Genomic DNA, 21,410 nt, shown 5'->3' on the forward strand with positions numbered 1-21,410 from the left:
CAAATCAATATACTCGCTAAACGGATTCGACTTGCATCAACCAATCTTGTGCTAATTGCAGATCTTGTCGAGAAAAAACATTGACCGGACAAGGCACCATACAGGCAATAACTTTAGCCATACTCGTCAACCAGTCATTATCTGTGATAATGGCAATTCTTGAAAAATCCGTCAAATGAAAAAAGCCTAACTTTGCATCATCCCAAAGAGTCTCGACCGAAATACCTTCAAACTGTTCGCCAAATTCATACCATAGCTTAATAGTTGCATGATCTTTTAATTTGGACTCGATCGCAGGAACTAATAGCTGATCATAGTCGTCACTAGTGAGCACCCCATGAGCACGAATGGCAACAACATCATGACTAAACCCATTAAGTAACTCAATCATAATCCGCTTCCTACTACTGTAATTTTAATTTAATAAACGAAATGATAAACAAAGAGACCAAATAAGACTCCAATGCATACACAGTGAGTAAAATGCCCCGCGACATCTGGCCCTAATTTAACATAACGGTAATGTCTTGCAAATTGGACGCCAAGCCACACTAAAATAAAAGGGACAAATGGAAGCGAAATAACGAACGGAATAAAACCCCAACCCAACTCAAATGCATTTGCACTAAACTGCTGAAATGCAGCCCAAAACACCACCAATATCGCGTAGATAACAAAATGCTGCTTATTGGTTGAGCGAGAAAACATGCATTAAACTCCAATCACAAACCTAGCCTAACTTTAGGCAGATTGGAGATCTTTAACAAGAATACAGTTGTAAATATCTGTTACTGATACAAATAATCGTATTACTGCATTTTGGCAATCTCTTGATCAAATAGATTTTTGATCAAACCAGAAAATTCGGTGATAAAAATGGTTTGTTCAGTTGTCGCTTTATGATTCGCCACACCAGCTAAAATCTCCTCGAGATCATAGACAATGGCATCGACCTCACGAATGACGATATTACGTTCGGCGAACGACAAGGTCGGATTTTGGCCACAAACCATAATGATCTGCGCGGCTAATTGCTCTTCAAACAATTCCATAACAGTATCGCCGCTATCGACCATATTTTCAGACGATTCGAATAGCCCGAGATGCTCTGTAAGATATTGTATTAAATGTATATAGCCTTCTTTATCTGTAACCATTATTTGCCCTAACAAGCATTATACGTAAACCATGATTGTAGCCATGTTCACTCTATGTCATGAACATCATTATGAAACAAATTAAGTGGTTAGTCTTGTTGTTAGTGCACGTTTTTAACGTCTAAGCGTTAACACAAACGAAACAGGAACAGCCTGACTTATTGCACTCAACCCAGCCAGTTCTCGCAGCTTATCGACACCTGATGCTAAATCAAAATCAGCTGCGTTGACGATAATTGGAGACTCACTCATCACCAACATTTTATCCTGAGCCAACTTAGCAACACGCACATTGACTAATATTGACTTTTTTTCACCATGTAAGACCAAAATCGCATCAAGCGATAAAGATCGCATCTCCCCAATAGATAACTTTTCAATAGTATTTATATCGACCTTAGCCATTAAATCTACTGAAGGATATTGGGCTGTTTCAAATAAAACCTCTTTCATTCTAATGTCACGGATCTCAACATTGGTCCAAACACTAGAGAGTGGTATTGAAAGACTAAAGTCACCACTTGAATCTAGTATGCCAGAGACTTGAGTAAACTTGTGCACCTCGGCAACATCACCCTTTTTCACTGAGATAAAATTAACAACGGAATCTTGGCTATTGACTTGCCAATTATCCGCCAATGCCATTGCACTAAATAAACTGATTCCTAAACCGAATAACACTGCTTTCATCTTAATTCTCCCTATCGCTAATGATTGATTCCATTTACCAAATAAAATAGCCAGCCTGCTTTATCTGCAACAACGTCTCGTTATCTATATTAGCCTAATATTCATCACTTTGGACGATTATACCCATTGAATTAAGTCTATCGTCATTTTAGAACGGCTCAAGCTCATCAATCCAAGAGATAATACTTTAAAAGCTCAGTTCCACTTCATCAACTCTTCGACACTAAGCCATTAACCAACAACTAATTAATACCAATCAGTATAAAGATGTGATCGCTCAGCAAGCATTTAACACTTATGAGGCAAGGTCTTTAATTGCTCCTCGGCTCTACGGCTCCATGCGTTACCCTAGCTCCTATATCCATCTCGTCGTGCATTAAAGACATCCACAGCTTCTGACCTCTAGGGATGAAGGGAATGTCTTAAGTATGTTGACAACATACAAGACCTTGTTGTTTTTAACGAGTGAAGAGCATAGTTAAACTAGGGACAAACTCGTTAACACGGCATCAAAAGTGCTAGAACTCGTTTGTTAGGCGTATTTTTTACCTTGCGACTTCGCATTGAATAGCCTCACAAGGAACAAGCATTCCATCATCTATTCGCCTTGAATGCGTTGCCAAAAAACACGCTGAGTAGAGCCACTTTCTTATACTGATTGGTATAACATCTCCGCTTTTTCTGTGATAACACAAACAATAAAAAAGGCCCTAACTGAGTGAGTTAGGGCCTTTTTTGATTAAGCTTTTTTCTTTGGTTTAGGCTTAGCTTTTGCTTTAGCCTCTGTCACCCATTTACCATCAACATACTTCGCAGTCCAGCCAGTCGCCTTTCCATCGACTTCTGTTGAAACATATTGCTCTTTAGTCTTGCGGCTAAACCTAACGAATGCTTTATTACCGTCATCGTCAGTAACTGGCGCATCAGCTAAGTACTGGTACTTTGGCCAGAGCAAATCTCGGTAAGTCACGAGTTCCTCAACCAAAGGTGGTCGAGTTTCACGTGATTTAGGGAACGTACTGGCGGCCATAAAGATCCCAGCAGCGCCATCTCTCAACACAAAGTAGCCGTCTGACTTAGTGCATTTAAGCTCTGGCAAATGAATTGGGTCTTCTTTTGGTGGTGCAGCCTCACCGCTTTTTAGTAACTTGCGCGTGTTTTTACATTCACTATTAGTACAGCCGAAATATTTACCAAAACGGCCATTCTTAAGCTCCATGTCATTGCCACAACGATCGCATTCGAGAATTGGGCCTTCATAGCCTTTTATCTTAAATTGACCTTGTTCGACTTCGTACCCACCGCACATAGGGTTGTTACCACACACATGCAGCTTACGAGTTTCATCAATTAAATAGCTGTCCATTGCCGTACCACAAACACCACATCTATGCTTTGCACGCAATGCGTCGGTTTCAGCATCTTCGCTATTTTCACTAATCGCTTCTTCTCCGGCAGTAAGATTCATGGTCGTCTTACAACGCTCTTTCGGAGGAAGTGCATAACCAGAGCAACCCAAAAACACGCCAGTAGTACCGGTGCGAATGCCCATTGGACGATCACATGTTGGACACTTAATGTCAGTCAACACCATTTCGTTAGGACGCATTCCGCCCTCTTCTGGTGGTAACTCTGCTTTTTCGAGCTGGGCGGTCAAATCTTTATAAAAGTTGTCCAGCACTTTTTTCCATTCAAGCTGCCCTTGAGCCACGTTGTCGAGAGTCTGTTCCATTCCAGCAGTAAAGTCGTAGCTCATCAACTCTTCGAAACTACCCACAAGACTTTCGCTTACAATCTCGCCCATTTTTTCAGCATAGAACCGACGATTGTCAACTTTAACATAGCCGCGATCTTGAATGGTTGAAATAATCGTGGCATAGGTCGATGGACGGCCAATACCGCGTTTTTCTAACTCTTTAACTAACGACGCTTCACTATAACGCGCTGGCGGCTTAGTAAAGTGCTGCTTAGGCAACAGCTCTTCAAGCGCCAACTTGTCACCTTGAGCGACATACGGCAAAGTATTATCTTCTTCGTTTTTCTTCTTAATTGCAGTTTGGACTCGAGTCCAACCGTCAAATTTAAGCGTTCGACCCGATGCTTTTAGCTCATATTCAGCCGCGGTAACGGTTAAACGCGTCGCATCATATTTTGCAGGCGTCATCTGACAAGCTACAAATTGACGCCAAATCAATTCGTACAGACGCTGGGCATCACGCTCCATGTCGCTCAAGCTAGCCGCGGTCACTTTGACATTTGAAGGTCGAATCGCTTCGTGCGCCTCTTGCGCGCCCTCTTTGCTGCCATATCGAATAGGCGCATCAGGCAAATACTTATCACCAAATTCACTGGCAATCATATCGCGAACGCTGTCTAAAGCCTCTTGGCTCAAATTGGTAGAATCGGTACGCATATAGGTGATATGACCCGCTTCATACAGACGCTGTGCCATCATCATGGTCTTTTTAACACCAAAACCTAATCGAGTACTCGCTGCTTGTTGCAGCGTCGATGTGATGTAAGGTGCCGATGGTTTACTCGATGTCCCTTTATCTTCCCTCGCCGTCACGACAAAATTAGCATCAGACAGCGCATTAACCGCAGCCATCGCCTGAGCTTCATTTATCGGATTAAATGCTTTGCCTTGATACTTGGCAACTTGCATTTTAAGGGCGTCATTGGACAAGGTATTAAGCTGCGCGTGGATATCCCAAAACTCTTCAGGAACAAACGCCTTAATCTCACCTTCGCGCTCAACGACTAATCGAGTTGCAACGGATTGAACCCGGCCAGCGGATAAACCTCTAGCCACCTTCTTCCATAGCAGTGGTGACACCATAAAACCAACCACTCGGTCTAAGAAACGACGAGCCTGCTGTGCGTTCACCATATTGGTGTTTAACGTAGATGGATGACTAAATGCATCTTGAATTGCAGTCTTAGTGATCTCATTGAACACCACACGTTGGTAACGCGCCGGATCACCACCAATCACTTCTTGTAAATGCCAAGCGATAGCTTCTCCTTCTCTATCCAAATCGGTTGCGAGAAAGATATGGTCGGCATTTTCAGCAAGAGATTGCAGTTCTTTAACTACCTTTTCTTTACCTGGCAAGGTTTGGTATTTGGCTTTCCAACCATGTTCTGGGTCAACCCCCATTCGAGCCACCAGCGCTTGCTTAGCTTTTTTCGCCTTATATATTGCCTTGTCTTCAGGAGACATCTTACGTACTTCAGCGGGCGATTTCGTCACCGAACCCGCCTCACTAGTCGAAGATGTTGGCAGGTCACGGATGTGCCCTACACTCGATTTTACGATGTAATCTTTGCCGAGATATTTATTAATAGTCTTGGCTTTGGCCGGTGATTCGACAATAACTAGCGATTTACCCATAGAATGATCTGCGCCAAAAGTCTCAAAATTCTGTAAATTGGCTCCATATATAGAGGGTTGTGCCCATACTTTCAAGCTAATCCCTGTTTTATTTGTTACGGAGAGCCACTTTTTAACCATTTTTGAAAAAAATGTGAAAAATAATATTGCGTAATTAAAAACTAATATTTCATTATTAGCCATCTAACAAGTAATAGTTATGCATTTCTAAGCATATAGCACAATATTGCCGAACTTTCCCTAACTTGTTAAGTGCGCAACCTCAAGTATACTGGACCACAAATTCAGCCAGTTTAACAACATATTTTATATTGTGTGACCGACTGGTTAAAAACAATAATAACCTTGAAGGATATGCAATGAAGCATTACGAAGCAAATTTTGATGGACTTGTCGGCCCAACCCATAATTATGCAGGACTGTCATATGGTAATGTGGCATCCCTAAGCAATGCTGCTGCGATATCTAGCCCTAAAGCTGCTGCTAAACAAGGGTTAAAAAAGGCGAAAGCACTCGCAGACATGGGCATGGTCCAAGGTATACTAGCGCCTCAGGAGCGCCCAGATCTCCATACACTGCGTAGAATTGGATTTTCAGGTACAGATGCAGAAGTATTGAGTAAAGCCGCTAAACAGGCTCCTGCAGTCCTTAGAGCATGTTGCAGCGCCTCAAGCATGTGGACGGCAAATGCAGCAACCGTATCGCCAAGCGCCGATACCCATGACGGAAAAATACATTTTACACCAGCGAACCTCGTCGATAAGCTTCATCGCAGCATTGAACCAACAACTACTGGCGATATTCTGGCAGCGACCTTTAATAACTCTCGCTATTTCAGCCATCATCAACATTTGCCAGAACATGCAAATTTTGGTGATGAAGGAGCAGCCAATCACACTCGCCTATGTAGCGAGTATGGTCACGCAGGGCTTGAGCTATTTGTTTACGGCCAAGAAGCCACAAACCCATTGGCGCCAAAGCCAAAAAAATATCCTGCTCGTCAAACATTGGAGGCTTCACAAGCGATTGCACGCTTGCATCAACTTGACGACGATAGCAGTGTGTTCATTCAGCAAAATCCCAATGTAATAGACCAAGGTGTTTTTCATAATGATGTGATTGCCGTGGGTAATCAAAACGTGCTTTTCTATCATGAGCAAGCATTTCTGAATACCAAAGAAAAACTTGCCGAGATCCAGCATAAGTTTAATGGTCAATCGCTTTATTTTATTGAAGTCCCAACGGCTAAAGTCAGTATTCAAGATGCAGTAAAGAGCTACCTGTTTAATACTCAGATCATTACGCTACCTAATGGAGAGATGGCGATAATAGCCCCAACTAACTGCCAAGAGAACCCAGCGGTATTTGCTTATCTAAATGAGGTGGTCACGCTTGGCACACCAATCAAACAGGTACACTACTTCGATGTAAAACAAAGCATGCAAAATGGCGGTGGTCCCGCTTGCCTGCGTTTACGGGTAGCGATGAACGAGATGGAAGTCGCCGCAGTTAATCAACATACACTTATGAACAATGAACTGTTTGAACGTTTAAACCTGTGGGTAGATAAACATTATCGTGACGAACTTGCCGTAGATGATCTAGCCGATCCTCAACTTATTATCGAGTCTCGTACTGCACTTGATGAACTAACACAGATAATGAAATTAGGCAGTGTTTATCAGTTCCAGAAATAAACTTTATTTCGCATAGATCTAATTTCCCAAGCCACCTTTTGTAGGTGGCTTTTTACAACCACCTCGCTTAATTTCATTTAGCTCTTATTGATATACAAAACCCCAGCAGCATCTATGAGTAAGAGTTATAAACACCAAGAAAAAAGCGCCACTGGCGCTTTTTTCTTTACATTAATATTTATAAAATATTAATTCCAATCGATACAACTTCCGATAAGGTACCCGCTGGAGTTTCAACTTCAACGATAAATACACCAGTATTAGGTTCATCTTCACCTTTTAGCGTCACGGTAAACTCTCTACCACCATTATAATTAGAACTTGGCCAAGTATACTCTGCAGCGCTAACAACCGAGCCAGCGCTAGTCTTAAATCTGACAGTAGAGCCTGCTGGCATTTGCTGATTATGTAGGTCTGAAATGGTAAAGGATACTGAAGCGGATCCTTTACCAATAATGTTGATACTGCCGCCATAATGTTCACCATCTTTATCATCGATAAGAATATTGGCTGGTGATGTACCATAAGCCACGCTACCAGACATCACCATGACTAAGCTACGACGAACAAATATCGACTTGGAATCGCTGACGCCATCGGCACAACCTGCGTGCACAGGATCAGAACACAATACGCCATTATATTTTCCATCTTTGACATCGAAGACGCCATTGGAATTAAAATCGACTAACTCTTCTAACGAACCACCAACTTGGCCGCCAGTTTGCTGCGGATTAAATACACCATCTTCGTTGTAGTCATTGTATGCATCGTCAAGATCGAATGCTTGACCAGTGACATCGGTACCATCGATAAACTCATTCATCTCGCTGGCATCGAAACGGCCATTACCATTAAGATCTGGAAATGACTCTTCCCCAATAGCTGTTGCGGTGATCGTCGCTCGTCCACCATATTTCTGACCATATATATTCCCGTATACATCCAATGTAGGATAATAAACAATCGCTGCGTTAGGATCGCGCACCATCACACCTGCACCAGAAACAATAGTTTCCCCCTCTGGACGTGGTAACTGGCTAGTCCATTTAACTGAACAGACGCCTTTTACTGTCTGACATGCATCTTCAATAGAGCCACCTTCGGTGGTAAAGGAGACCGTTGTACCATCGGGAACAGGGTTGTTAAATGCATCCGCCATGCGAGCAGTGATAACTACCTCTGTACCTTCTTGGTTCCAACCCTCTGCATTCAACACTTCAGCAGACAGTGAGAAACTATCCTGATCCGGAATCCCAGTTGACACAATAAGCTGGCTTGACTGACTTGCAATAGCAGGAATTGAACCATCGTCAACCGTTGCAGTTACGCGCAGTGATGTCGCTACTGTACCTGTAGTAACAACGGTTTGGACCATACCTGCATTATCCGTTGTCGCCTGACTAGGAGATAAGCCTACACCTCCCACCATAGTGTTAAGTGAGAATAGGACATTTTGGTTGGCAACTGGATTACTGTTTTTATCGAGTACTTTAAATTTGACAACAGATGACTCAACGCCACCAGTGCCTAAAATACTGATATTTTCAGGAGTCGCCGATACAAATACGATACTGCCGATATCAGCCTGAAGCACATTAATTGTACCTGTCGCAGAAAGACTAATCCCCCCCGCATTAGCAGTCACATTAATCTGATCCTCACCAACGCAACCTTGGGCGCGATATGTTGAAGTCGCTACACCGTTACTCGACGATACTGGTGAGCTAATTTCTGCTTGTGCCGGATTCTTTGTCGCACAGGTAGATGAAAAATTAACATCTACAGGCTGAGTAAAAGGGTTACCTTGATCATCTTGAATCAAAACTGAAATCGTTGCGGTACCACCCGCCGATAGATTATCTGTACTGATTTCTGCAGCGCCCTTTACAAAAGGAGACCCACTCCCCATCACCACATTAGTTGCACCAACAACGACGATAGTCTTCCCCACCTCATTGGTAGATAAGGTCGCAGTGACTTCACCTGCACCTAAAGAACTTCCAGCATAGATATCTACTGTTGCCTTACCTGCAGAGTCTGTCACAGCAGTTTTAATCGGTAAGTCGCCTATTGAGCTGGCAAAAGTAACAATCGTGGGTTTAGCAATCCCAGTCACGGTCGCCGTTAACTTACCAGGGACTAAAGTACTAATAGATTGAATGGGATTACCAGAAATATCAGTCAATACCAAGGAGACCTGTGCACCGCCTCCGGCTTCACCACCATCACCCACCATAGTCACGTTAACCGATGCACTCTCTCCTGAAGAGGTTGTAGCTGTTACAGTGGCACCAGTATTGATTGCCGCTGTATTCAATTGGATGGTTGCTACGCCACTAGCATCTGTTGCGACTTGGCCGGTTCCCGGTGCAAATGTTCCATAAGAGTCATCGTTTAGAGAAAATGAAACAAGTGTACTCACGGGAGACCCTGTTGAATCTTTAACCGTTGCAGTCAGTGTTGCAGGCTCAGCAACTGAAATTTGAGTGTTGTCGATCGATAGATTAACAGTAATAGTTCCAGGTTCGGGTGCCCCCCCTGAACCATCATCTGTAATACTGCCCCCACCACTACACGCTACGATAAAAAGTAAAAATAAATATGAGGTAAAAACTTTAAACGCTGACTTCATTGTCAGACTCCCTGTTACTCAGATTATAATATTAAGCATCTGCTTATTACTTATAGATTAACATTACACAATTTTCCTATAACTTTTCCATAACTAATCGCGTTTATTTGCTCAAAACGGCCAAAAACTTTAACCATTTAGCCGTTTCATCGGCTTTAGTTTCTTGCTAGGCTTTAGGCGCAAATTAAAAAGCATAAAAATAATACAGGAAGCACTATGGCTCTAACTCAAAATAAAAAGCTCGGATTAACGAGTAAAATACTTATCGGTATGGCTGGAGGCATTTTATTTGGACTCTTGTTACGCTGGTTATTTCCCGAAAGTGCATTTATTCAAGACTATATTACAGACGGTTTATTAAACGTTATTGGCACCATCTTTATCTCAAGTTTGCAGATGTTGGTCGTGCCGTTGGTTTTTGTCTCCCTTGTATGTGGTACCTGCTCGTTAAGTGATCCATCGACCCTAGGACGTCTTGGTGGTAAAACTATCGCCTTCTATCTATTTACCACTGCAATTGCCCTTTCAATGGCAATTTTAGTCGCTTTACTTATCCACCCAGGAAACGCTTCTCTTGCCGCTGAAAATATGCAGTACAGCGTGAAAGAGGCCCCCAGTCTAGCCAATGTGCTTATTAACCTGGTTCCACGTAATCCTATCCAGGCGATGACCGAAGGCAATATGCTGCAGATCATTATCTTCGCTGTGATATTTGGGTTTGCGGTTTCACATATCGGTGAACGTGGCAAACGCGTAGCTGCACTGTTTAATGATTTAAATGAAGTGATCATGCGAGTCGTTACCTTAATCATGCAATTAGCGCCTTACGGTATTTTTGCCCTAATGGGCAAGTTGGCACTGACTTTAGGCTTAGAAACCTTCGAAAGTGTAGTTAAATACTTCTTCGTCGTATTAGGTGTATTGCTAATACATGCTTTTGTTGTTTATCCCACGCTCCTAAAAATCTTCTCAGGTTTAAGTCCACTGCTATTTATTCGTAAAATGCGCGATGTGCAACTATTTGCATTTAGTACCGCAAGCTCCAACGCGACCTTACCTGTAACTATTGAAACTGCAGAGCACCGTTTAGGTGTAGACAACAAAGTAGCCTCTTTTACCCTTCCGTTAGGCGCGACCATCAATATGGATGGTACGGCGATTATGCAGGGCGTGGCGACGGTATTTATCGCTCAGGTATTTGGTATTGATCTAACCATTACCGATTATGCGATGGTGGTTGTGACTGCGACACTGGCCTCAATTGGTACAGCTGGCGTGCCTGGGGTTGGATTGATCATGCTAGCTATGGTTTTAAACCAAGTAGGATTGCCTGTAGAAGGTATTGCGTTGATCATGGGCGTAGACCGACTACTTGATATGGTACGCACGGCTGTAAACGTTACAGGCGATTCTGTGGCAACCGTTATCATTGCAAAATCAGAGGGTGCATTTAACGAAGTCACCTTTAATGATACTCAAGCGGGTAAAACTGCTGGCAGCTTTGTTGACCAAGTTAATGCGGAAGTAAAAGAGTAAATATTTTAATTAATGTAACAAGCCACCTTCGTAAAAGGTGGCTTTAATTTATCCCCTATCAGGCTAACTCCTATCACTTAAGCAGATTAGCGTGAACTGGATAGCGAATCTTACTTATTCTAACGGTCCTTGATTTGGACCGTTTTTTCGTTCAGGCAGTATGTAGCGCTTAAAAGGCATGGTCTTTAATTGCTCCTCGGCTCTAGCATCCTCGGTCACTGCTCCATGCGATACCCTCGCTCCTATATCCATACAGTCGAGCATTAAAGATATTCACAACGTCTGACCTTCAAGGATAAAAGGAATGTCTTAATTATGTCGGAAACACACAAGACCTTGGTGTTTGCAACGAGTAAAGCACATAGTTGTTCTAGGGCCAAACTCGTTAACTCTGCATCAAAAGTGCTAAAACTCGCCTGTTAGGCTTGTTTTTACCTTCCTACTTCTACGTTGAATGGACTCACAAGGGAAAAGAGTTCCATCATCCATTCGCCACCTCAATAATAGGTGTTGAAAAGTGACAACAAAAAAGGCGCCTAAGGCGCCTTTTTAATGCTCAAAACCGGTATTACCAACCAGTCTTAGCACGCAGTGCACTACCGATGTCGGCAAGTGAACGAACGGTTGTAACACCTGCGGCTTCTAGTGCTGCAAACTTGTCTTCTGCAGTACCTTTACCACCAGCGATGATGGCACCAGCGTGCCCCATGCGCTTACCAGCAGGTGCAGTTACACCAGCAATGTAAGACACTACAGGCTTAGTCACGTTAGCTTTGATGTACTCAGCCGCTTCTTCTTCAGCAGTACCACCGATCTCACCAATCATAACAATGGCTTCGGTCAATGGATCGTTTTGGAACATTTCCAATACGTCGATGAAGTTAGTACCTGGGATTGGGTCACCACCGATACCAACACAAGTTGATTGGCCGAAACCTTCATCGGTAGTTTGCTTAACCGCTTCGTACGTTAGCGTACCAGAGCGAGAAACAATACCGACTTTACCAGGCTTGTGGATGTGACCAGGCATGATACCAATCTTACATTCACCCGGAGTGATCACACCTGGACAGTTAGGACCGATCATACGAACACCAGTTTCTTCAAGCTTAACTTTAACTTGAAGCATATCCAGAGTAGGAATACCTTCTGTAATACAAACGATTAGCTCAATGCCACCGTCGATAGCTTCAAGAATGGCATCTTTACAAAAAGGTGCAGGTACATAGATAACGGTCGCTGTTGCGCCAGTTTCAGCCACGGCGTCTTTAACAGTATTAAATACTGGAAGACCTAAGTGAACTTGACCGCCTTTTCCTGGAGAAACACCACCAACCATTTTTGTGCCATAAGCAATTGCTTGCTCAGAATGGAAAGTACCTTGACCACCAGTGAAACCTTGACAGATAACTTTGGTATCTTTATTGATTAATACAGACATTATTTGCCCTCCGCAGCAGCAACAACTTTAACTGCAGCGTCAGTTAGTGATTCAGCTGCAATAATGTCAAGACCAGAGTTAGCCAATACTTCGCGACCGAGATCTGCGTTAGTACCTTCAAGACGAACCACTACTGGCACTTTAACACCCACTTCTTTAACGGCGCCAATGATGCCTTCAGCGATCATGTCACAACGTACGATACCACCGAAGATGTTCACAAGAACCGCTTTAACGTTATCGTCAGAAAGAATGATCTTAAACGCTTCAGCTACGCGCTCTTTAGTCGCTCCGCCGCCAACGTCTAGGAAGTTAGCTGGCTTGCCGCCGTGTAGGTTTACGATGTCCATGGTACCCATTGCTAGGCCTGCACCGTTAACCATACAACCTACGTTACCGTCTAGTGCAACATAGTTAAGTTCGAACTTAGCCGCATGCGCTTCACGAGCATCATCTTGTGATGGATCGTGCATATCACGGATTTTGGGTTGACGGAACAATGCGTTGCCATCGATACCAATTTTGCCATCCAAGCAATGGATATTGCCTTCTTCAGTGATAACAAGTGGGTTGATCTCAAGCAATGCAAAATCATGGTCGTTGAACATAGTCGCCAGGCCCATGAACACTTTAGTGAACTGCTTCATTTGGATTGGAGTTAGACCCAACTTGAAGCCAAGATCACGTGCTTGATATGGTTGAGGACCAGTCAAAGGATCGATAATCGCTTTGTGGATCAACTCTGGCGTTTCTTCAGCCACAGTCTCAATCTCAACGCCACCTTCAGTTGATGCCATGAAAACAACGCGACGAGTCGCACGGTCAACAACAGCACCAAGATAAAGTTCGTTAGCGATATCGGTACAGCTTTCAACTAAAATCTTAGCAACTGGCTGACCTTTCTCATCAGTTTGATAAGTAACAAGGTTCTTACCTAACCAATTTTCAGCGAATGCTCTGATCTCTTCTTTATCGCCGGTAACTTTAACGCCACCTGCTTTACCACGGCCGCCTGCGTGTACTTGACACTTAACAACCCACATATCTCCGCCAATATGGCCTGCTGCTTCAACCGCTTCTTGAGGGGTGTCACATGCAAAACCTTCTGACACTGGTAAACCATATTCGGCAAATAGGGCTTTTGCCTGATACTCATGCAAATTCATGATGATCTATCCGTATACTTCTTATCAAATCCAACCAGCTCAGTTGAGCCAGTAGCGAGGGGTGATGCCTACCTATCGATAGGCATCGAATCAACGTCGTCTTACAGGTCTAATAGCAGACGAGTTGGGTCTTCAAGGAAGTCCTTAATGGCAACCAAGAAGCCAACAGACTCACGACCATCGATAATACGGTGGTCGTAAGACAATGCTAGGTACATCATAGGCAGAATTTCTACCTGACCATTAACTGCCATTGGGCGATCTTTAATGGCATGCATGCCTAAAATCGCGCTCTGTGGCAAGTTAAGGATAGGGGTCGACATGAGTGAGCCAAACACACCACCGTTAGTCACGGTGAAGTTGCCGCCAGTCATATCTTCAACAGTTAACTTACCGTCACGACCTTTGATTGCTAGCTCACGAACATTACGCTCGATATCCGCTAGGGTCATCATATCGGTATCACGCAGCACTGGAGTGACCAAACCACGAGGTGTTGATACGGCAATACTTACATCAAAATAGTTATGATAAACAAGATCATCACCATCGATTGACGCATTCACTTCAGGGAAACGCTTCAGGGCTTCGGTCACGGCTTTCACGTAGAAAGACATGAAACCTAGACGAATACCATGACGCTTCTCAAACACTTCTTGATACTGCTTACGAATGTCCATGATAGGTTTCATGTTCACTTCGTTGAAAGTCGTCAACATTGCAGTTGAGTTCTTCGCTTCAAGTAGACGATTAGCAATGGTCTTACGTAGACGTGTCATAGGTACACGCTTCTGACTACGCTCGCCTAGTGGTGCAACAACTGCAGGCGCTGCAGAAGACTTAGGCGCTGGCGCTGCTTTCACGAATGCTTCAACGTCTTCTTTAGTGATACGTCCGCCAACACCTGTGCCTTTAATCTTGGCAGCATCTAAGTTGTGCTCGGCGATCAGACGACGTACCGATGGACTTAGCGTGTCATTAGACTCATCGCTAGTCGCTTCTTGAGGCGCTGCCGCTTCGGCCTCTTCCTTAGACACTTCCTGACCAGCAACCGCACCCGCTACAAACTTAGCAATCACAGCTTCACCAAGTACGGTATCACCTTCTTCAGCGAAAAATTCAACGATTGAACCATCTTCTGGGGCAACCACTTCAAGTACCACTTTATCGGTTTCGATATCGACTAAGTTTTGATCACGCGACACTTGCTCACCAGCTTTAACATGCCATGTGGCAATGGTTGCATCAGCAACGGATTCTGGCAGTACGGGTACCTTAATTTCGATACTCATGGAAAGCTATCCTTTTATAAATTGTCTATTACTACAGTTTTAATGCGCTATTGATTAAAGATTCTTGTTGCTGAGCATGGAGCGATGGGTAACCACAAGCAGGCGCAGCAGACGCTTCACGACCGGCATAGGTTAACTGGGCTCCAGCAGGGATTGCCGACCAGAAATGGTGTTGGCTACAATACCAAGCACCCTGGTTCTGAGGCTCTTCCTGACACCATACGAAATCTTTAACGTGCTGATATTGAGCAAGGATCTGCAACATATCTTCATGCGGGAACGGATAAAGTTGCTCAACACGAATTAGGGCAACATTAGTAACGTTCTCTTTGCGACGCTTCTCAAGCAGTTCGAAATACACTTTACCGCTACAGAACACCACGCGATCAACCTTGCTGCTGTCTAGCTCGTCGATTTCAGCAATGACGCTCTGGAAAGTGCCACTTGCTAACTCTTCTAAGCTCGACACGGCCAGCGGATGACGCAGCAATGATTTTGGCGACATCACGACAAGAGGACGACGCATTGGACGCACGACTTGACGACGTAGCATGTGGTAAACCTGTGCCGGTGTCGATGGCACACACACTTGCATGTTATGGTTTGCACATAACTGCAAGAAACGCTCTAGACGTGCACTTGAGTGTTCAGGGCCTTGACCTTCATAACCATGTGGCAACAGCATAGTCAGACCGCATAAACGGCCCCACTTCTGCTCACCCGATGACAAGAACTGATCGATAACCACTTGGGCACAGTTAGCGAAATCACCAAACTGCGCTTCCCAAATCGTAAGTCCACCAGGTTCTGCGGTGGCATAACCATATTCAAACGCGAGCACTGAAGCTTCTGACAATACTGAATCAGAAATATCAATAGGACCTTGATCATCGGCAACATGGCGAAGTGGCAAATAAGCTGTCGCATCGTTCTGGTTGTGGAGCACCGCATGGCGGTGGAAGAAAGTACCACGACCCGAATCTTGACCCGTAATCCGCACACGTTTCTTGTCCTCGAGAATCGAGGCGTAAGCTAAGGTTTCGGCAAAGCCCCAATCAAGCAGCTTTTCACCGCTAGCCATTAATGCGCGATCTTTATAGATCTTAGCTACGCGAGATTGCAACTTATGACTTTCTGGTACGTAGCTAATCTTATTCGCTAGGTTTTGTAGACGCTCATTTGACATCTCACCAGGATAAGTTTCATCCCATTCACGATTAAGATAGGGTGTCCAGTCAACAGTATGCAACGTCATCGGACGCCATTCTTTGACGACACAATCACCTTTATCTAGCGCATCACGATAGTCGTTGATTAAGCCTGTCACTTCATCAGCTGCTAAGGTGTTTTCTTCGATAAGACGATCGGCATAAATCTTACGTGGTGTGGGATGTTTCTTAATCTTGGCATACATCAATGGCTGAGTCGCACTAGGCTCATCGGCTTCGTTATGGCCATGACGGCGATAACAGACCAGATCGATAACCACATCACGTTTAAACTCGTTACGATAATCAACCGCAATCTGAGCCACAAAAGCAACGGCTTCTGGGTCATCAGCATTGACATGGAAGATAGGGGCCTGAACCATCTTAGCGATATCGGTACAGTATTCAGTTGAACGAGTATCTTCAGTTAAGTTAGTGGTAAAACCAACTTGGTTGTTCACGACTATGCGGATACTGCCACCGACCCTAAAAGCTCGGGTTTGAGACATGTTAAATGTCTCTTGCACAATCCCCTGACCTGCAATCGCACTGTCACCGTGAATCGTGATAGGCATGACCTGCAGGCCTGTCTTACAGCCGCGGCGATCGAGGCGCGCTCGAACAGAGCCCATAACCACTGGATTAACAATTTCAAGATGCGATGGGTTAAACGCAAGTGCTAAATGCACATTACCGCCGGGCGTTTCGAAATCAGATGAAAAACCTTGGTGATATTTAACGTCACCCGAACCATTGAGCTCGTCGCTGTGTTTGCCAGCAAACTCATCAAACAGCTCTGAAGGCTTCTTACCCAAAATGTTAACAAGAAGATTTAAACGACCGCGGTGAGCCATCCCCACGACAATCTCTTTGGTACCCGCTTCGCCACCACGATAGATGATCTCACGCATCATAGGGACTAACGCATCACCACCTTCTAGCGAGAAACGTTTGGCGCCAGGAAACTTAGCACCGAGATACTTTTCCATACCTTCGGCGGCATTGAGGCCTTCGAGAATACGGGTCTTAGTGGATTTATCGTAATTAGCTCTACCTAAGGATGGCTCCAAACGCTGTTGAATCCAACGTTTCTCATCGGTATCCGTGATATGCATGTATTCAGCGCCAATAGCGCCACAATATGTGGCCTTAAGGGCTTTAACCAGATCGCGAAGCTTCATGGTGTCACCACCATGTGCAAACGAACCAGTATTGAATTCACGATCCATATCTTCGTCAGTTAAGCCATGGAAGGCTGGGTCCAATTCAGTAACGGTATCACGCTTCCAAATTTCAAGGGGATCCAGATTCGCATTCTGGTGACCGCGGAAACGATGAGCGTTGATCAACTGAAGAACTTTAACTTGTTTAGCATCGACATCAGGATCTGTCATACGAGTTGAACTCTTATGACGACCTTCTAACGCTAAACTACGAAAATATTCACGTACTTTGGAGTGGGCAGCTTCCGGCACATCTGCTGTTGCACCGTTGGCATATGGGAGGTTATCAAACACCGCTCGCCAGTCTTCAGAAACTGACTGAGGGTCCTCTTGATAGGCTTCATACATCTCTTCTACATAGGTCGAGTTCGCGCCACTCAAGTGAGACGAATCGAGCCAGGCTTTCATGATGCCTTGGTGCATTTCTATTCCTTTCAAACTTTATACACGTGTTTAGCCAAAGTCTTAAAATGCAATCCCAGTTAAACGCACTGCAATTGCAAAATATCTGCCGCCCCTAGAGTCCAGATTTCACGGCATATTGTAGTTCCATTACACAAAGAGCCACTTCCTCAAAAAAGAAGTGACTCTCATTGAGCTATATAATTATTAAAATTAGCTCTATTTGTTGCATTTACACTGCTCTCTTCAGCAACATAGACTTAATATGCCCAATTGCTTTAGTTGGATTGAGTCCTTTAGGACAAACGTCCACACAGTTCATGATACCGTGACAACGGAATACGCTGTAAGCATCATCAAGCTCAGACAAACGCTCTTCGGTAGCAGTATCACGGCTATCGATAAGGAATCGATACGCATGTAACAAACCACTTGGGCCGACGAACTTGTCTGGGTTCCACCAAAATGATGGGCAGGCTGTAGAACAACAAGCACACATAATACACTCATAAAGACCATCTAAGTGTGCGCGTTCTTCAGGTGATTGCAGATGCTCACGCGCGGGCGTTTTTTCATCGTTAATCAAGAAAGGCTTAATTTTTTCGTACTGCTTATAGAATTGAGTCAAATCTACAATCAAGTCACGAACGACTGGCATGCCTGGTAGCGGACGGATCTCAATCTTCTTACCTTTAAAGGTAGAGATTGGCGTAATACACGCTAAGCCGTTTTTACCATTCATGTTTACGCCATCACTACCACATACGCCTTCACGACATGAGCGACGGAACGCCAAGGTTGGATCTTGCACTTTAAGCTGCATTAGGACATCAAGCACCATCATATCGGTCCCTTCTGCCACCTCCAACGTGTAGTCCTTCATGTAAGGCTTAGTGTCTACGTCAGGATTATAGCGATAAATAGCAATCTTCAAATTCATCATATTTCCTTAGTAGGTACGCTTGATTGGTGGGAATGCCGCACGAAGCTTAGGCTCCATGTTCACTTCACGCTTAGTCATCTGCTCAGTTACTGGGTCGAACACGCTATGACATAACCAGTTCTCATCATCACGCTCGAGATAATCTTCACGTGAATGTGCGCCACGACTCTCGGTACGGAAGTTAGCCGCATAAGCCGTTGCGATCGCAGTCGCCATTAGGTTATCCAGCTCAAGACACTCAATACGTTGGGTATTAAACTCACTTGAATTATCAGACAACCTAGCATTAGCGAGACGTTCTCGAATCGACTTAAGCTCGGCGAGACCTTCTGCCATCGCCTCACCGCTACGGAATACAGAGAAGTTAAGCTGCATACAGAGCTGGAGATCTTTACGGATTTGCGCAGGATCTTCACCGTCTTTGTTGCTTTCCCAACGGTTTAGACGCTCGAGCGACTTAGCGATATCGGCATCTGTCGCCTCTTTTGGATCAGCTGTTGCGTCAAGCGCTTTACCTAAGTGTTGACCGGCTGCACGACCAAATACCACTAAATCGAGCAGTGAGTTACCACCGAGACGGTTGGCTCCGTGTACTGATACACAGGCAATTTCACCCACAGCAAATAGACCGACAACATCTTGCTCGCTGCCATCTTCATTCTTACGAATAACCTGACCGCTCACTTTAGCTGGCAAGCCACCCATCATATAATGACACGTTGGCAATACAGGGATTGGACCATCAGCAGGATCGATGTGAGCAAAGGTACGAGATAGTTCACAAACACCAGGAAGACGCGCTTCTAGGGTTTCTTTACCTAAATGGTCAAGTTTCAATAGACAGTGTGGTCCTAATGGGCCATCGAGGCCGCGACCTTCACGAATCTCAGTCATCATAGATCGTGCAACCACGTCTCGTGATGCTAAATCTTTCGCATTAGGTGCATAACGCTCCATGAAACGCTCACCGTCTTTGTTCAGTAGATATCCGCCTTCGCCACGACAGCCTTCAGTCACCAAAACACCTGCACCAGCAATACCCGTTGGGTGGAACTGCCACATTTCCATGTCTTGCATCTGCACGCCAGCGCGCATCGCCATACCAATACCATCACCAGTATTAATATGCGCATTAGTAGTCGAAGCGTAGATACGCCCTGCACCACCAGTTGCTAGAATGGTCGCTTTCGCTTTGAAATAAACAATCTCGCCAGTTTCTATTTCGATAGCTGTACAACCCACGATTGCGCCGTCTTCGTTTTTGACGAGATCGAGCGCATACCATTCAGAAAAAACTTGAGTCTTATGCTTTACGTTCTGCTGATATAAGCAATGCAATAACGCATGACCAGTACGGTCAGCAGCTGCTGCGGTACGAGCTGCTTGCTCGCCACCAAAATTCTTTGACTGACCACCGAAAGGACGTTGATAAATCTTACCGTTGTCAAAACGAGAGAATGGCAGACCCATGTGCTCAAGTTCGATAATGGCTTCTGGACCTGTTTGACACATAAATTCGATAGCGTCTTGGTCACCGATAAAATCGGAACCTTTTACGGTATCGTACATGTGCTGTTCCCAGTGATCTTCATGGGCGTTACCTAACGCTACGGTAATACCACCCTGCGCAGACACGGTATGAGAACGCGTTGGAAATACTTTAGATAACAGCGCGCAGCTCTTACCTTCTTTAGAAATCTGTAGTGCAGCTCGCATACCTGCGCCACCAGCGCCAATAACGACTGCATCAAATTCACGAACTGGAATACTCACTTAAACACCCCACACAATAACAATGCCAGCAGCCAAATAAGAGAAGGCAGCCACGACGAAGAAGAATTGGAGTACACCACGTAGACTAACGCATTTAACGTAGTCCGTCAGCACCTGCCAAATACCAATCCATGAATGGATCAATATTGCAACCAAGGCTAATAGGGTAAACACTTTCATCGGCAAGGTGCTGAATAAACCATGCCAGATGTCATAAGTGAGAGGCGCACTAGCAGCGATAAACCCTACTAAGAATAGAGTGTAACAAGTCAGGATAACTGCACTAGCACGAATAAGAATAAAATCATGAACGCCGCTGCGTCCAAGACTTGCTGCATTTGTTACCATACCCAAATCCCCGCAATGATTGACAGTGTCGCTGCAATAACGAAAGCGACTTTCGCTGAAGTGTTACCTGAGTCCAACTCTTCCCAGCGGCCGGTATCCATAATGAGATGGCGTACGCCAACCACAAGATGGTAACCAAGGGCGGTCAGAATTCCCCAGACAACAAACTTAACGAAGAAGTTATCAAATAGAGATTGAATGCCTGCGAAACTCTCAGCAGATGCGAGTGACTCACTCAACAACCAGATAAGAATGCCGACGGCAAACAGCATGATGACACCGGATACACGGTGAAGAATTGACGCAATCGCTGTTGCAGGAAAGCGAATGGTCTGCAGATCTAGATGGACAGGTCTTTGCTTTTTCACGTTCTGCTCACTCTGCTCCATTGAGCATTATTTTTGTTATTGAACCTCTTTCGAACGAAATTTGACCAGCAAGCAAACTTACTACCTCATCTCGCCACAAAAGAAAAGTTGAAACAAACAGTTAACTAATTCAAAAA

Annotated in this window: 16 protein-coding genes; 2 read left to right on the plus strand and 14 right to left on the minus strand. The window is 44.5% G+C overall.

All coding sequences use genetic code 11. From position 1 onward, the window contains the following. Window positions 1–16: 16 nt before the first annotated feature. The 5 genes from K0I62_RS11505 to topA form a co-directional block, all read right to left on the minus strand. Window positions 17–391 (minus strand): SpoIIAA family protein, encoded by a 375-nt coding sequence (locus K0I62_RS11505; protein WP_220068279.1) that lies wholly within the window; start codon window positions 389–391, stop codon window positions 17–19. 29 nt (window positions 392–420) lie between these two features. Then, window positions 421–708 carry a hypothetical protein gene (locus tag K0I62_RS11510; protein ID WP_220068280.1) on the minus strand — a complete coding sequence of 96 codons (288 nt, stop codon included), beginning with the start codon at window positions 706–708 and terminating at the stop codon, window positions 421–423. A 101-nt stretch (window positions 709–809) separates the two neighbouring features. Then, window positions 810–1,157 (minus strand): DUF3802 family protein, encoded by a 348-nt coding sequence (locus tag K0I62_RS11515; RefSeq protein ID WP_220068281.1) that lies wholly within the window; start codon window positions 1,155–1,157, stop codon window positions 810–812. 114 nt (window positions 1,158–1,271) lie between these two features. After that, a complete protein-coding gene (locus tag K0I62_RS11520) occupies window positions 1,272–1,847 on the minus strand; it encodes a YceI family protein (RefSeq protein ID WP_220068282.1) in 576 nt (191 codons plus the stop codon). A gap of 739 nt (window positions 1,848–2,586) precedes the next feature. Next, window positions 2,587–5,241, minus strand: a complete 2,655-nt coding sequence (gene topA, locus K0I62_RS11525) for a type I DNA topoisomerase (protein ID WP_220068283.1) — start codon at window positions 5,239–5,241, stop codon at window positions 2,587–2,589. A 359-nt stretch (window positions 5,242–5,600) separates the two neighbouring features. Here topA and astB point away from each other — a divergent pair, with 359 nt between their 5' ends. Then, the gene (gene astB / locus K0I62_RS11530; protein ID WP_220068284.1) at window positions 5,601–6,938 is read left to right on the plus strand and encodes an N-succinylarginine dihydrolase; all 1,338 of its coding nucleotides are present in this window, start codon (window positions 5,601–5,603) and stop codon (window positions 6,936–6,938) included. Between the two features lie 178 nt (window positions 6,939–7,116). Here astB and K0I62_RS11535 read toward each other — a convergent pair whose 3' ends face one another. Then, a complete protein-coding gene (locus K0I62_RS11535) occupies window positions 7,117–9,573 on the minus strand; it encodes an Ig-like domain-containing protein (protein ID WP_220068285.1) in 2,457 nt (818 codons plus the stop codon). Window positions 9,574–9,789: 216 nt separating this feature from the next. Here K0I62_RS11535 and K0I62_RS11540 point away from each other — a divergent pair, with 216 nt between their 5' ends. Beyond that, the gene (locus K0I62_RS11540; protein WP_220068286.1) at window positions 9,790–11,109 is read left to right on the plus strand and encodes a dicarboxylate/amino acid:cation symporter; all 1,320 of its coding nucleotides are present in this window, start codon (window positions 9,790–9,792) and stop codon (window positions 11,107–11,109) included. 568 nt (window positions 11,110–11,677) lie between these two features. Here K0I62_RS11540 and sucD read toward each other — a convergent pair. The 8 genes from sucD to sdhC all read right to left on the minus strand — a co-directional run bounded on the left by sucD (window position 11,678) and on the right by sdhC (window position 21,294). Further along, window positions 11,678–12,550: a succinate--CoA ligase subunit alpha gene (gene sucD / locus K0I62_RS11545; RefSeq protein WP_220068287.1), complete on the minus strand. Its 873-nt coding sequence runs from the start codon at window positions 12,548–12,550 to the stop codon at window positions 11,678–11,680. Then, window positions 12,550–13,716, minus strand: coding sequence for an ADP-forming succinate--CoA ligase subunit beta (gene sucC / locus K0I62_RS11550; RefSeq protein ID WP_220068288.1), 1,167 nt, complete (start codon window positions 13,714–13,716; stop codon window positions 12,550–12,552). Before sucC ends, sucD begins: the two co-directional genes overlap by 1 nt. 101 nt (window positions 13,717–13,817) lie before the next feature. After that, window positions 13,818–15,008 (minus strand): 2-oxoglutarate dehydrogenase complex dihydrolipoyllysine-residue succinyltransferase, encoded by a 1,191-nt coding sequence (odhB, locus tag K0I62_RS11555; RefSeq protein ID WP_220068289.1) that lies wholly within the window; start codon window positions 15,006–15,008, stop codon window positions 13,818–13,820. Window positions 15,009–15,039: 31 nt separating this feature from the next. Further along, window positions 15,040–17,862 (minus strand): 2-oxoglutarate dehydrogenase E1 component, encoded by a 2,823-nt coding sequence (gene sucA / locus K0I62_RS11560; RefSeq protein ID WP_220068290.1) that lies wholly within the window; start codon window positions 17,860–17,862, stop codon window positions 15,040–15,042. Between the two features lie 211 nt (window positions 17,863–18,073). Next, the gene (locus K0I62_RS11565; protein ID WP_220064302.1) at window positions 18,074–18,781 is read right to left on the minus strand and encodes a succinate dehydrogenase iron-sulfur subunit; all 708 of its coding nucleotides are present in this window, start codon (window positions 18,779–18,781) and stop codon (window positions 18,074–18,076) included. Window positions 18,782–18,790: 9 nt separating this feature from the next. Then, window positions 18,791–20,557, minus strand: coding sequence for a succinate dehydrogenase flavoprotein subunit (gene sdhA, locus K0I62_RS11570; RefSeq protein WP_220068291.1), 1,767 nt, complete (start codon window positions 20,555–20,557; stop codon window positions 18,791–18,793). Further along, the gene (gene sdhD / locus K0I62_RS11575; protein ID WP_220068292.1) at window positions 20,558–20,905 is read right to left on the minus strand and encodes a succinate dehydrogenase, hydrophobic membrane anchor protein; all 348 of its coding nucleotides are present in this window, start codon (window positions 20,903–20,905) and stop codon (window positions 20,558–20,560) included. Then, the gene (sdhC, locus tag K0I62_RS11580; protein WP_220068293.1) at window positions 20,899–21,294 is read right to left on the minus strand and encodes a succinate dehydrogenase cytochrome b556 subunit; all 396 of its coding nucleotides are present in this window, start codon (window positions 21,292–21,294) and stop codon (window positions 20,899–20,901) included. The genes sdhD and sdhC overlap by 7 nt, the downstream gene beginning before the upstream one ends. Window positions 21,295–21,410 lie beyond the last annotated feature (116 nt).

Origin of the sequence: Shewanella psychrotolerans, from assembly GCF_019457595.1 — a bacterium.
Classification (GTDB): Bacteria; Pseudomonadota; Gammaproteobacteria; order Enterobacterales; family Shewanellaceae; genus Shewanella; species Shewanella psychrotolerans.